We start from the raw sequence: 13,331 nt of genomic DNA, 5'->3' as shown, positions 1-13,331 counted from the left end.
TGATGAATAAGAGATTTACCGTAGAAGAGAGTAATTTAATCAGTATTTTTATGGAAGAAGGTATAGATTCAGATGTGGGAGGCAGAAAAAATGTCATAAATGGTATCAATAAGACACTGAAACATCTGGAGGATGATGAGATGGTTGAATTGTCATTATGTGTCCTTGCAAAATTAAAGGAATTGACGGATCATGAATTTATGAAGATGGAGTTTGTAGCGGCAGAGTAACATCAAACGTAAGGCAGAACATGGCTTTTGGTGGCTGTGTTCTGTCTTTTTGAATAAGAACTTGACTGATAAATATTACGGGTGTAATATTTATAACGAAAGGGAGTAAATTTTTTTGCTTCAAAATCTTACACTTGTAATATATAAGCGTAGTACATTGATACGAATAAGAAATGGAGGTAACGATGAAGGCAAAACATAGAACCAAAAGAATACAAAGATATAGAAAAATGTTGGGCATTATAGTGTTAATGTTAACAATTACTTTGATTGGAGTAGTTGTGAGTGCAACAGTATTATATAAAAGAAAAAATGCGTGTAAAACACCAGATACTATCTTAGTAGAGTATATGATGCATATTCCAAAACAAGAATACGAAGAAATGTATGCAATGATTGATTTGGAGTCATCTGGATATATCAGTAAGGAAGATTTTCTGAAGAGAAATTCCACTATTTATGAGGGAATTGAAATGCAAAACATGTCGATAAAAAATGTCGAGTATGTGGAGGAAGATAAAAAAGTAACATATTTGACTTCGTTTGATACAGTGGCAGGAACTATCAGCTTTGAGAATGAGGCATTTTTTATAAATGGAGAAGAAGGATATAAATTGGTTTGGGATGATTCCATGATTTTTCCTAATCTGACTTCTGCAGATAAAGTAAGAGTTTCTACTACACAGGCAGAGCGAGGAGAAATTCTGGATAGGAACGGACGTGTCCTTGCAGGAAAAGGTACAGCATCTTCAGTTGGAATTGTTCCGGGCAAGTTGGAAAACAGAGAGGAAGCAATCGCACAGATTGCAGGACTATTGGAAATCACAACGGAAGCGATAGAAAAGAACCTGTCTGCAAAGTGGGTAAAGGATGATTCTTTTGTACCTATTAAAACGATTCCAAGAGTGGAAGAAATTGAGTTAATGTCTATCAGTCCAGAGGAAGAAGTTTTAAAGGAGAAAGAAAGGCATGATAAGTTGCTGGAGATTCCCGGAGTGATGATATCTGATGTTGAAGTGCGTGAATACCCATTAGGGGAAGCCGCTGCGCATTTGGTCGGGTATGTTCAAAGCGTTACTGCGGAAGATTTAGAGGAACATGCAGGAGAAGGTTATACAGCCAATAGTGTAATCGGCAGAAGCGGAATGGAGGGCTTGTTCGAGAAAGAACTGAAAGGCCAGAACGGTTGCAGGATTTACATTGTAAATTCGGAAGATAAAGAGAAGGAGGAACTGGCTTGTATCCTGGTACAGCATGGGCAGGACATCCGGCTTACGATAGATACTGATTTGCAGGTTTCCTTGTACGAACAGTTTAAGGAAGATAAAAGCTGCTCGGTAGCCATAAATCATTATACCGGAGAGGTATTGGCTTTGGTCAGCACACCGGCTTATGACAATAACGATTTTATTATGGGATTATCGAGTGAGCAGTGGACTGTACTTAACGAGGACGAGAATAAGCCAATGTATAATCGGTTCCGGCAAGTGTGGTGTCCGGGATCTACCTTCAAACCAATTATAGCTGCGATTGGTTTACAATCAGGAGCAATCGATCCAATGGAAGATTACGGGAACGTAGGATTAAGTTGGCAAAAAGATGCATCGTGGGGTTCATATCATGTAACAACGCTTCATGCGTATGAACCAGTCATTTTAGAGAATGCCTTGATTTATTCTGATAATATTTATTTCGCAAAAGCAGCATTAAAGATTGGATCGGATGAGTTGGAGAATTCTTTGATACGGCTTGGTTTCAATGAGGAACTACCATTTGAGATTAAGATGGCAGAATCTCAGTATTCCAATACAGAAGGCATTGAAACTGAAATACAGTTAGCTGACAGCGGTTACGGACAAGGACAGATTTTAGTGAACCCGTTGCATATGGCATGTATTTATTCTGCTTTCTGTAATGAGGGAAATGTAATAAAGCCTTATTTGGTATATCAGAATGAAGCGGAAGTTGAGTATTGGATTCCGGGTGCCTTTTCTAACGAGACAGCAAGTCGTGTATTGGAAGGAACAAAGAAGGTTGTGAATGATTCTAATGGAACTGGATATGCAGCCCATCGAGATGACATTCTTTTAGCAGGAAAAACAGGTACGGCAGAAATAAAGGCATCGAAGGATGATACTTCGGGTACAGAATTAGGATGGTTTGCAATTTTTACAGCAGAAGATACGGAATGTCCTATATTGATTATCAGTATGGTAGAAGATGTGAAAGGAAGAGGAGGAAGCGGATATGTTGTTAAGAAAGACAGTCTGGTTCTGGAAGAGTGGTTTAGCAGTCATTAGTTTTGTACTGATGTTTAGTATTTCGGGGTGTAGCGATACACCACCGGAAGAAGATACAGTTTCGGAAACAGTAATTGATGTTCAGGACGTTTCAGAAGAAGAACAGGAGAATGAAGAAGAAATTATAAACATCTGCATAGATCTTTATGACAAGGCAGCAGAGGAAAATAAGTTAGATGATTTGGAAATAATTCGGAGTATTGTAAATCGTCTTGGAGAAAACGAGTATCCTGCTGTTGACAGCAGAAATCAAGTGAATATGACGGAAGCGGAGCAGGTACTGGAATTTTGTGAAAAGGTGGATGCACAGGAAGAAGCAGATATAACGATTCTTGAAGTCGGCTATTTGGGCGGATTTGTAAAATACGATTTGCACACAAAAGACGGAAATGTAGATGTGGTCAGAAGCTATTATGGATACGAAAATGGAGAAATACAGAAAGAAGTTACTGGGAGGTATCAAGCAGAGTATTGGAATTATACAGAAGAAGGTTACCTGATGTTTTCTGGTGTCTGGTTTTCAGAAGAATTATACGTTCTTACATTGAGTGGAGCAGAGGAGCATACCGCATTACGAGTACAGCCATTGGATGAAACATATAGGGAACTGAGTCGGAAATATCTTCTTCCAATCAGCTTTGAACAGAATAATATGTTTATTGTGGATTGGAGTGAAGAAGATTTTGGGGATTTGAATTTCTATGATATGTATGACATTCTTTATCCAAAAGTGAATGGTCAGTATGTTCCTTATGTTGCAGATGACAATTTGTCAGTCAGTGCAGTTTATCGGATTCCAAAAGAGGAATTTGAAAGCGTTATTATGAAATATTTCAATATTGATAGTGAAACGCTGCAATCCAAAACTGTCTATGATTCGGAGGATTCGACCTATGAATACAAACCGAGAGGCTTCGAAGAAGTAGAGTATCCGGAATACCCATATTCAGAAGTAATCGGGTATACGGAGAACAGTGATGGAACAATTACACTTACTGCTAATGTGGTATTTCCATATTCGGGAAATTCCAAAGTATATGCCCACGAGGTTGTGGTTCGTCCTTTGGAGGATGGCGGGGTACAATATGTATCCAATCGAATTATACCCTCCGAGGATAATTCTGAGGAAACATGGCATACGCCACGGTTGACGTTAGAAGAATGGGAAGAATTATACGGAGGCGAATAATGGAAGATGTGAAATGGCTGCTTAGAAGATGTGGTCTTCCGATTTTGCTGCTGTTGATTTTCGTAATAGCCGGAGTGGTCTGTTGGGGAGAACTGCATACAGAAAAGCAAAAGGTGGCAGAAGAAGTATGGGAGCCACCTGTAGAAATCGAAAATAGCGAAGCAGAAACAGAAGAAGCCGAGAATGCGGAAACTTCCACAGAGTCAGCATATTGGTTTATTCCGCAAGCCAGTGATGATCTCCTTACAGAAGAGGAGAAGGAGCAACTGCAGAGTACGGTTTTGTCAGCAGCAGAATCGGTCAGAGAAATCTATAAGGATATTGTAATTGCAGATGCACCAAGCTACTCTTCCGGTATTGGCGAATTTACCAAAGAGCAGAGGAAAGCTGTGGTGGAGCAATTGGGCAGAACCGGTCTGGTAAGTGTTGAAGAAGATACTGCTATGCAAAATCATGAAGCAATCGAAGCATTTTATGCAGATTACCTGGATGGACAAGACTCGATGGTTACGGTATTTGAAGTACAGAGAGATGGGCTGATTGGAGCAGTTACCTTTATCTATCGGAAAGGTGAGTTGCAGACCTATTACATAGGAATTCGGTGGAGAGAAGGTGGTATGCCAGAAATACAGGGAACTTCGGTAAGTAATGTGGCTGAGATTAAACTGACCGAAAAAGGATATTTTATCTACGCATATGAATATGTGATTGCACATGCAAGTTTGAGACAGTATTGGAGAATAGAACCGCTACCAGAAGACTGCCGGGAATTAACGCAAGAATACATATCAGGACTAAGTTATGTGAATTACAATCTGCTCGTTACCGATTGGGATAGCAGCAATGTGGAGGACATTCTGATGCCTTGTATGTATGAAGATGTTTATAGGATTTCTACGGGGGAAAATCTGAAAACTGAGGGTTGGAAGATTCCGGCAGAGGAATATGAAAGGATAATGACTACTTATTTTCCGGTATCGGTAGAACAGTTGAGAGAGCATTGTGGATATGATGAGGGCAGCAATAGCTATGAATATGAGATGATTTATGCCAGTCCATACCCACCTTTCGGAGAAGTAGTTGACTATACCCAAAATGCGGATGGAACGATTACACTTATCGTGGATGGAGTATGGCCGGATTATAATTCTGATCTCGCTTTTCGGAATACGGTTGTGGTCCAGCCATTTGAAGACGGAACTTTCAGGTATCTTTCCAATTCTATAGAACAAATAGAGTTGGAACTGCCGCCAATAGCAAAAGCACATTAAATTTGCTTTGAAAGAAAGGATGATATTATGGCATTAAAGAAAAAAAGCATTTTGCTGATTATGGCATTTCTGATTGGATGCTTCGTATGTGCCTGTGGAAAAGAAGATAGTATTGTGGATGAATCTCTTGTGGAAGATACGGAAGATGTATCTTCCACGGAGGAGATAAAAAGTGCCGAGGAAGAGGCTGCAGAACAATGGGAAAAGGGCTACGACCTTCCGTTAGATGAACAGGAAAGGGAAGAAGCTGAGACTGACTGTAAAAAGCAGATGGAACTTTATCTTGACATTTATGAAACTGCAGATAAAGGGATAGCATCTAATGTTGCTTTGGATGATCAAACAGTTTTGGAAATGCAGAGGAAGCTAAAGGATGCAGGATGTCCGGTTACAACAATGGTAACATATTCTAACATGGAGAATTATGAAAGTGTTGACAGTTTTCTGAAAGAATGTATGGAAGGGAAAAGTGGTTCTGCAGTAATTTATGAAGTCCACAACGATGGTGGATTGGGCAGAATGAAATTCATTTTTGATGGAACAGATATGTATGTTGTAAGTGCAAAAGGAATCTGGAATGCTGATAATAAGCCGGGGATTTCATACATTTCCTATACAAGACTAAAAGAGTGGAAATATACAGATAAGGGATGGTTCTGCTACGAGTTGTGTGTGCCGGAGCCACCGGAGGTCAGTGAAATTGTGGATGGAAGCAGCGTGATTAGAATAAAACCTATGACAGAGGAACAGCGAGAGATGTCTGAGCGCCTCGTCTTGGGACTTGGATATCAGGGACAGAACCTTTTGTGTTCCAACTGGAATACGGAAAATATGAGTGAATTGGATTATAACGGAATGTTTGAATATCTGTATGGAATGAAATATGGAGAAAAGTTCAATTCCGAAGATTATCCAAATGGTATTCCAAAAGAAGAATTCGAAAGTCTGATTATGGAATATCTTCCGATAACAGCGGAGCAGATACGAGAGTACGCAGTATTTGACGAGGAAAACCACACATATGATTGGGCTCGATTAGGATGTGGAAATTATGCACCTACTTTCTTTGGAACTTCTTTGCCAGAGGTCACGGATATCAAAGAAAATGATGATGAGACAGTCACGTTAACGGTGGAGGCGGTTTGTGATATGGTTATTTGCGATGATGCAGTCATAACCCATGAACTTACGGTAAGGTTTGCAGAGGATGGCAGTTTTCAGTATTTGGGGAATAAAATCCTAAATGACGGAATTATGCAGATACCCGATTATCAATACCGAATTAAAGAATGATTTGATAATAGTTGTGTTTTGTGGTAATCTTACAGATGTAAGAAAAGGAAGGAGGACACATGAAGAAATTAAAACTAGTTGGAATATTGGCAGCAGTTGTATTAATAGGCGGTGTGATTTCAATTCCGCTTATAAATAACCACACTGCTTATAAAGTGGAAAAGAAATTATGTGAAACACCACTGCCAGAGAAAACGGAATTGATAGAGTCAATATCACGGGCAGGGAAGCTGACAGGTAACGGAAATGGAATGCAGTATTTCGGAGCAATTCTAATTCGAAGTGACTTGTCTTTGGAAGAATTGGATGCTTACTATTCAAGGTACAGAAGTAATGAGTGGGAATGTTTGGTGAAAATTCAGGAAGGGCAGTCCATTGAGGGGATTGATCACGGGACACTACAATTTGCGGAAGAAATAAAGGACAGGGGTTATTACATTGTATATTCTTGGGGAAGTGAAAATTCTCTATTGGATGAATTGGATATACGTGGACACTAAAAACGAGATGGAGACAAATTATGAAGAAAATTTCTAATATATGTGGTTTTATTGGAATTGCTATATATGCGGTGCTGATGATTCGCATTTCAAATCTATGTCAATACGGTGGGACGAAAGTGGACTTGATTCCAATATTGATTTTGGGTGTTGTTCTTATAGCAACAATCATTTTTGGAATTGTTAGCAGTAGAAAAGAAGAAAAAATTGAAAAAGGTAAACTGTTCTGGGGAAAATGTATTGTAGTTGTTGCCCTGACCATTTTGTTTGGAGGCAGGATTATTTATTCGGCAATCCCTTATAATGGTGCATTGTCATGGAAGATTGACGAATGGCGTAACCAAAAGAAAATTGAACTTACTCATACCAACTTCTTTGAGACAGGTGTAGAAGGAATCTTGGAAGACATTGAGACAGAGTTGGATTTACCGGATGAACTTTATGTTCAAAATAAGTTCCAGCTTTCCTTTGACAAAGATGGTGAAATTCAGAGTATTTATACTTATATGTATGGAAGATATGAAAATGGAGACGAAAATACATTCCTTATTGACTATGATGTGGATGCAGATTCAAAAATGACTGTGTGTATTAATGGAGTTGCGAGCAAATCTTACGATGATGACATGAGATTACAGCCGATGCTTGAAATTTTGAAAAACGCTGATTACAAAACAAGAGTAAATAACTGGGCTGTGGAAGGATATGCAGACGATTATGAAATTCTCTATTATGGCAAGCGGGAATTTAACACAATGGAAGGATTTGTATATCTTCAAGGTGATGTGGATGGTGACGGAGTGGACAACACAGACAATGCCATTTATTCGGAACTGAATGGTGGAGCTGTTTATGGATATGAAGTCTCGCTTCATATTCCAAGTGAATCTGAGGTGACTCCGGTACGTTATTTTATGGAACCGGAAGTGATTCCGTTAGAAACTATCATCGACAGGGAGGAAGAGCAGACTATTGATGATGCTAAAGAAACAGAATCCTGGTATGTAGATAATTCCAACGGTTCTGTATATTACTGGTTGTCTGAGAATAAAGAAATTGGATGGAGATTAGTAGTTACTGATGCGGCAGCAGGAAGCCGTTATTATGAATTGGAAAAGTCATCAGATGGTGGTGAAACATGGAATGTGATAAATGCCAATCCGTTTAACAACAAGATTGGCGTGGCACTGGGAATAGAATTTTACGATGAAAATCTTGGTGTGATTGGTATGACAGGCGCTTCACAGGATGCCTCAACTTTATATGTGACATCAGATGGCGGAGTTACTTTTACACAGATGGAATTTCCAATGGAAGAGGTTACGGAACTGCCGGATATTGCTGATGAACTAGGATACACAATCGCAGATTATGATTACGCAGAGATGCCACAAGTATCCGATGGACAATGGACTGTAATCATCAAGGCAGAATACAGCAGTTACGGAGGCTTGAGATTTACATCTAACGACAATGGAAAGACATGGATGTATGAGGGATTAAGTACAGGCGAAGGTGATTTACAATAAGAAATAAAAGATACGAATAGTGTTAAAACACAAAAAATCGGGTAAAAGATTGTACGACTGACTATGACCTTTACCCGATTTTATTATGTTTTATTTCCAGATATTCATGTCTGACAAGATAGACATGGTTATTTCAGTTGCGTTGCCTCCGGTAGCATCGCTGTCTGCACTAATGTTGGTGGCAAAAAAGTATGTATTATCTGCAGTTTCGATATAACCGATGAACCATCCGTTTACATCCTGTCCATTAACACGGCCAGTTCCGGTTTTTCCGTAGAATGTTCCGGCATCGGAAGCTGAAAGGCAGATGGCATCTTTTACTGCATTGATATTTTCAGGGGCGAAGCCGAAACTGTTATTCTGCAGCTTGGTTAAAAGTTCGACCTGTTCTATTGGAGAGATTTCCAAGGAGGATTCCATCCAATAAGAGGAGAAATCGCCACTCATGTTTTCGTTACCATATCCGATTTCTTGAACATAGCTGTAAACGTCAGAGGTTCCAAGCTGTTCGTCTACTGCTTGAAAATACCAATTCACAGAGGAGTTCATTGCAGACTGTAAGGTCTGATCTGCGTTCCATGCTTCAAATGGATAGGTTTCTCCATTCCATGCAATGAACGAATTTTCTGGTGTAATGACGCCTTCTTCCAATCCGAACAAAGCATCGTATATCTTGTAGGTGGAGTTTGGAGCAACCCGTAAGGTGGCATGCTCCATGTCATGTATACTCCATGCATCGTTTTCCAAATCGTATAAAACAAAGCTGCCTTCGTATTCTCTGAAGTATGTGGAGAGGTCTACATAGGAAATATTCTCAGAAGAGGAATCCCATTGGTAGTGGCTTCCATCTGCTGCGTATGTAGAAATAAAAGGTGCGAATCCAAGGAGAAGGACAGCAGTCAACATGAATGCAGTCATACCTTTTACTCTTTTTATAAATGTCGGCTTCTCATAAGATGCAATGTTGATAATTCTCCGTTTCATCTGCTTCATGTTTCCACCAAGACCGGCGGCAAACGGAAATGGAGTAAGTGAAATCTTTTCCGCAAAATTGATCAGTGTATTACCATAATCTGCATAATCATCCTCCTCAAGCATCTTTAAAACAGAGGTGTCACAGGCAACCTCTCTGTCATTACGCATTTCTTTCAGAGCATACCAGACAAGAGGATTGAACCAATATATTACTCCGGCAAAGTTCATTAGATAGTTGGCAATAGCATCTTTGTGCTTATAGTGCTGTAGCTCGTGTAACAGCATGTATCGCATGTCCGATTCGTTATAATCTGAGATGAGATGAATCGGCAGATAAATACAAGGTTTCAAAAGCCCCACAATAATCGGAGATTTCAAAAATGCAGTACTGTAAACATGGATATTTCTGTTAATTCCCATTTCTTTCATACATCGATGATATAGTTTTCGGACTTCCGGGTTCTGAAGGGGAAGTGCAGATTTTTTCAAGTTCTGTAAGCGGATAGAGGACTTGATTACCAATATAATCATTGCAAGGATGCCTACAAGCCATATTCCAAATAGTATGTATCCGATGCTGGATGGAGTCTCACTATTTACCGAAAGGGCAAAGTCATTCATCCAGTCTGCATTTCCGGCTGGATTGATCCCAACAGCTTCTCCTATGGCGGTTCTGGTGCCAGAAGTAGGAGAACTTTTCAGGCTACTGAGCCACGAGAGGATTTGCGGAAACCCAATTAAACGGAACGGTATAAAAGGAACTACCAACAATCCAAGTAGCAGGAACCATAGATTATACTGCATCCGGCTGGATAGGTTGACTTTGAATATCCGCTTGGCTATCAAAAGAATTCCGATGATACCGCTGATAAATACATTGCATATTAAAAAGCGTATCATAAAATCAGCCATGTTAATTACCTCCTTTTTTTGACCTCTTGGAAAGAAGAGAGCGGAGAGTGTCTATTTCCGTTTCGGACAGTCTGTCATTTTCTATATATGCAGACAGCATGGCAGTGATGTCTCCATCGTAGTATCGTTCTAGAAAAGAGTTACTTTCCTGACCGATGTATTCACTTTCTTTCACAACTGGAGTGTAAACAAACACCCGACTTTGTTTTTCATAAGTCAGAACGCCCTTGTTCACTAGACGTTTAATTAGAGTTTGTATTGTTTTTGGACTCCAGTTCGTAGTCTGTAATAATTTATCAGTTATTTCATTGGTGCTGATCGGCGCATGTTTCCATACGATTTTCATAACTTCAAATTCAGCTTCAGAAATCTGTGGTAAATCGCTCATTTCAAATCCCTCCTTAAATCTTACGGCTGTAATAAAAATATTATAGATGTTATTTGTGTAGTTGTCAATTTAAGAGAAAATAGATTGACTTGAAATCTTACTTATGTAATAATTCAAATATTACATAAGTAAGAATTTAAAAAAGGAGTGGAATCAGGATGATTGAAATTGTAAATAAAGTGCTTTGAAAATAAGAAAACCAATAGAGTCACAAGGAGTCTATTGGCATTCTTACAGAGTTGGATGGTCTTGCTTGTGCAGCAGATCAAGCAGATAACGAACCATAGGCAATAAATCCGCAGCCTCCTGTTCCGTGCAGTCATTCAGCAGGGTCAGGAGTTTTTGGAGATTTGGCTGTTGGTTTGCGTTGGCTGGGTAGAAAATCTTATCGGCGGGTATCTTCAGATATGTAATCAAAGGATACAGCTTATCATATTTGGGGTTACCACGTCCGGCTTCAATATTTAGTATGGTGCGGGTATCCATATTAAGAGTTTCAGCCAGCTTTTCTTGTGAAAGTCCGAGTTCGGTACGGGCTTCACGCACTGCAATGGCAAGAATTTGTTTTATGTCATGCATTATAATTCACCTCGATAGTAGTTTACAATACCTATTAAAACGAGTGAATTGCAATAGAATACAGTGTAGATATGGAGTGTAATACATGGATGTAAAGTATGTGAAAATACATAGAAAAAGAATAGTGAAAAGTTTTGAGATAGCAGCATATTACACACTAAGGTGTATCGCAAAGAAGTATAAAACTTCAACGCGATACACCTTTTTTGTGGGGAAATCAGAGCGTTGTAAAGTCTTTTTCCGGTTTGCGGTTTGTGGTCTGTTCCTGTCCCGGAGTCCGGTCAAGATACTGGTTCAGATTATCCAGTTTTCGGTTGAGAGCCTGTATGTCTTTTTCAGCAGATTTATAGGTTTTCTGCAAGGCTTCTTTCTTGGCATACAGAGCATTGTAATCATTACGAAACTTATCAATATCAAAATGTTTTAAGCTGATTCCAAAGCGTTTCAGCATATTTTCTGCACCGTCATGGAGCAGGAGTTCTGTTTCATGGTGGCGGAGATAAGCGTCAGGGTCTTTCGATTTCCGGTAACGGATGTGATAGATATGATTGCTCTGATATTGTTCAGCGTATTTCAATATCTGTCCTAAATCCTTTAGCTGACGTTCTGTTTCCACAAGACTGTTCCGTGCGGTTTTTGCAAGAACAGACTTACTTTCAATCTGTTTTTCAAGCTCGATGATAGAACCTGCTTTACTGTAACTGCTGGCAGCGATTTTGAGATTTTCAATCGCTGCCCAATGCTGCAGACCGGGGCTTTGCGTGAACTTTTCTTCCGAGGTGTCAATGAGCGTTCGGGAAGAATAATCCTTGATAAGAGGTTTTTTTCGGGCAGGGAATGGGACACGTTTTTGTGTCTGTGCTAAAGCCTTTGTTTCTACCCGTTCCTTAATCCGTTCTTTGGTGTATTCTGCACCCAAAGACTTTAAGCTGCCACGGACAAAATGCTCCCGGTCAAGGGGGCGGAAGGAAATGTACTTTAAGGCGTTTTCTCCAATGGTTTCGCCTTTGATTTCATAACCTTTTGCCCGTATCAGCTCCATGCACTGTTCATATGTATCAGCGTTTTGAATTGCTTCATCAATGTCCTGCTTGAGCTTGATTTTCCACGAGGTGCCATTTCTGCCGGATGTCCATTCTTTATAACTTTTACCACGCTGGTTTGTGGGAGAAATGACGGATAACTGATGCTTGGAACACAGCTCATCATTCAGGCGGCGAATGTGGTAGTAGGTCTGTTTACAGTCATGATATTTTTCGTGATTCACATTATCTGCGGCACAGAAAATGATGTGGTTGTGAACGTGACCTTTATCAATATGAGTGGAAACGATATAAGAAAATTTCCCCTCTAACAGCTTGTCGGCAAGCTCCACACCGATCTGATGTGCTTCCTTATAAGATACCTCTCCCGGAGCGAAAGCCTGTATCAGATGAAAGGCTTTGTTGGGGTCTGCCTGATTTGTTTTTGACAGAGCAAATTTGAAGTCAAAGGCAGCGGTTTCAGGACTGCATCCGAAGGAAGAAATGAGACTACTTTCATCTGTTTTTTGGGAATTACAGATATAGTTTACTGCCTTATGGACGGTTGCCTGGATAGCATGGATTTTTGTGATTGCCATACCTGTTTCATCAGCTCCTTTACTTCGTTTACATCGGCTTTATAGACATTGCCAGTAGCATTCATCCGCTTGGCAATCTGGTTCAGATTATTGCCGATACGGGCGAGCGTGGTGTTGTATTCCCGCAGGTGTTCGTAGTTTACATCGTAGACATAGCCATACAAAATCAGATGCCGAATAAATGCGGATTTGCTCTTCATGCCGGAGGCTTTCCATTTCTGATCTAAGATGTATTGCTCGTCATCGCTGAGATAGATTTTAAGTTCATTTTGTCTTTCTCGGTTTGCCATTGCAGTATCAGTCCTTTCCTTATTTGTATAAAAGATTTTCAAATATGCCGTAGCCGGCGGTTGTTTTTTGCTTTTAGGGGGACAGGGGGATATGCCCCATGCAAGCCAATTTCTGCAAGTTTTCACTTGGTAGAAATTTGCGGAAATGGTGCCTGTGAGGGAACACAGGCAGTGCTTGCTATTCTTCTGCAAATTACCCGTAGGGAATTTGCGTGTTGCGTGAGTATAGGCGAGCGGTTTGCAACACAGTAGGG

Annotated in this window: 12 protein-coding genes; 7 read left to right on the top strand and 5 right to left on the bottom strand. The window is 40.0% G+C overall.

Translation table 11 applies throughout. The features are described from left to right. Positions 1 to 2: 2 nt before the first annotated feature. From RHOM_RS14910 to RHOM_RS14880, 7 genes are all read left to right on the top strand, one after another. Positions 3 to 230 carry a transposon-transfer assisting family protein gene (locus RHOM_RS14910; protein WP_014081125.1) on the top strand — a complete coding sequence of 76 codons (228 nt, stop codon included), beginning with the start codon at positions 3 to 5 and terminating at the stop codon, positions 228 to 230. A 185-nt stretch (positions 231 to 415) separates the two neighbouring features. Next, positions 416 to 2,530 carry a penicillin-binding transpeptidase domain-containing protein gene (locus RHOM_RS14905; protein ID WP_014081124.1) on the top strand — a complete coding sequence of 705 codons (2,115 nt, stop codon included), beginning with the start codon at positions 416 to 418 and terminating at the stop codon, positions 2,528 to 2,530. Beyond that, positions 2,478 to 3,719, top strand: coding sequence for a DUF6070 family protein (locus RHOM_RS14900; RefSeq protein ID WP_014081123.1), 1,242 nt, complete (start codon positions 2,478 to 2,480; stop codon positions 3,717 to 3,719). Before RHOM_RS14905 ends, RHOM_RS14900 begins: the two co-directional genes overlap by 53 nt. Continuing rightward, positions 3,719 to 4,990: a DUF6070 family protein gene (locus tag RHOM_RS14895; RefSeq protein ID WP_014081122.1), complete on the top strand. Its 1,272-nt coding sequence runs from the start codon at positions 3,719 to 3,721 to the stop codon at positions 4,988 to 4,990. The genes RHOM_RS14900 and RHOM_RS14895 overlap by 1 nt, the downstream gene beginning before the upstream one ends. 27 nt (positions 4,991 to 5,017) lie before the next feature. Continuing rightward, a complete protein-coding gene (locus tag RHOM_RS14890; RefSeq protein ID WP_014081121.1) occupies positions 5,018 to 6,283 on the top strand; it encodes a DUF6070 family protein in 1,266 nt (421 codons plus the stop codon). Positions 6,284 to 6,342: 59 nt separating this feature from the next. Then, entirely contained in the window at positions 6,343 to 6,783 is a 441-nt protein-coding gene (locus tag RHOM_RS14885) for a hypothetical protein (protein ID WP_014081120.1), read from the top strand. Positions 6,784 to 6,803: 20 nt separating this feature from the next. Beyond that, positions 6,804 to 8,312 carry a WD40/YVTN/BNR-like repeat-containing protein gene (locus RHOM_RS14880; protein WP_014081119.1) on the top strand — a complete coding sequence of 503 codons (1,509 nt, stop codon included), beginning with the start codon at positions 6,804 to 6,806 and terminating at the stop codon, positions 8,310 to 8,312. Positions 8,313 to 8,402: 90 nt separating this feature from the next. Here RHOM_RS14880 and RHOM_RS14875 read toward each other — a convergent pair whose 3' ends face one another. The 5 genes from RHOM_RS14875 to RHOM_RS18340 form a co-directional block, all read right to left on the bottom strand. Further along, positions 8,403 to 10,199: a BlaR1 family beta-lactam sensor/signal transducer gene (locus RHOM_RS14875; protein ID WP_014081118.1), complete on the bottom strand. Its 1,797-nt coding sequence runs from the start codon at positions 10,197 to 10,199 to the stop codon at positions 8,403 to 8,405. Between the two features lies 1 nt (position 10,200). Continuing rightward, positions 10,201 to 10,587: a BlaI/MecI/CopY family transcriptional regulator gene (locus RHOM_RS14870; protein WP_014081117.1), complete on the bottom strand. Its 387-nt coding sequence runs from the start codon at positions 10,585 to 10,587 to the stop codon at positions 10,201 to 10,203. Between the two features lie 231 nt (positions 10,588 to 10,818). After that, complete coding sequence (locus RHOM_RS14865; protein ID WP_014081116.1) at positions 10,819 to 11,166, bottom strand: helix-turn-helix domain-containing protein; 348 nt, start codon at positions 11,164 to 11,166, stop codon at positions 10,819 to 10,821. Positions 11,167 to 11,383: 217 nt separating this feature from the next. Beyond that, positions 11,384 to 12,787 carry a relaxase/mobilization nuclease domain-containing protein gene (locus tag RHOM_RS14860; protein ID WP_014081115.1) on the bottom strand — a complete coding sequence of 468 codons (1,404 nt, stop codon included), beginning with the start codon at positions 12,785 to 12,787 and terminating at the stop codon, positions 11,384 to 11,386. After that, positions 12,736 to 13,077 (bottom strand): MobC family plasmid mobilization relaxosome protein, encoded by a 342-nt coding sequence (locus tag RHOM_RS18340; protein ID WP_002596375.1) that lies wholly within the window; start codon positions 13,075 to 13,077, stop codon positions 12,736 to 12,738. Before RHOM_RS18340 ends, RHOM_RS14860 begins: the two co-directional genes overlap by 52 nt. Between the last annotated feature and the right edge of the window lie 254 nt (positions 13,078 to 13,331).

Source organism: Roseburia hominis A2-183 (genome assembly GCF_000225345.1).
GTDB lineage: Bacteria > Bacillota > Clostridia > Lachnospirales > Lachnospiraceae > Roseburia > Roseburia hominis.
Note: the sequence above shows the minus strand (reverse complement) of the source record. Positions and strands in the feature narration are given on the sequence as shown.

Bases quoted from the DNA above. Each gene is read 5' to 3' on its own strand.
- RHOM_RS14910 (WP_014081125.1), top strand. From the start codon at position 3: ATGAATAAGAGATTTACCGTAGAAGAGAGTAATTTAATCAGTATTTTT.
- RHOM_RS14905 (WP_014081124.1), top strand. From the start codon at position 416: ATGAAGGCAAAACATAGAACCAAAAGAATACAAAGATATAGAAAAATG.
- RHOM_RS14900 (WP_014081123.1), top strand. From the start codon at position 2,478: ATGTTGTTAAGAAAGACAGTCTGGTTCTGGAAGAGTGGTTTAGCAGTC.
- RHOM_RS14895 (WP_014081122.1), top strand. From the start codon at position 3,719: ATGGAAGATGTGAAATGGCTGCTTAGAAGATGTGGTCTTCCGATTTTG.
- RHOM_RS14890 (WP_014081121.1), top strand. From the start codon at position 5,018: ATGGCATTAAAGAAAAAAAGCATTTTGCTGATTATGGCATTTCTGATT.
- RHOM_RS14885 (WP_014081120.1), top strand. From the start codon at position 6,343: ATGAAGAAATTAAAACTAGTTGGAATATTGGCAGCAGTTGTATTAATA.
- RHOM_RS14880 (WP_014081119.1), top strand. From the start codon at position 6,804: ATGAAGAAAATTTCTAATATATGTGGTTTTATTGGAATTGCTATATAT.
- RHOM_RS14875 (WP_014081118.1), bottom strand. From the start codon at position 10,199: ATGGCTGATTTTATGATACGCTTTTTAATATGCAATGTATTTATCAGC.
- RHOM_RS14870 (WP_014081117.1), bottom strand. From the start codon at position 10,587: ATGAGCGATTTACCACAGATTTCTGAAGCTGAATTTGAAGTTATGAAA.
- RHOM_RS14865 (WP_014081116.1), bottom strand. From the start codon at position 11,166: ATGCATGACATAAAACAAATTCTTGCCATTGCAGTGCGTGAAGCCCGT.
- RHOM_RS14860 (WP_014081115.1), bottom strand. From the start codon at position 12,787: ATGGCAATCACAAAAATCCATGCTATCCAGGCAACCGTCCATAAGGCA.
- RHOM_RS18340 (WP_002596375.1), bottom strand. From the start codon at position 13,077: ATGGCAAACCGAGAAAGACAAAATGAACTTAAAATCTATCTCAGCGAT.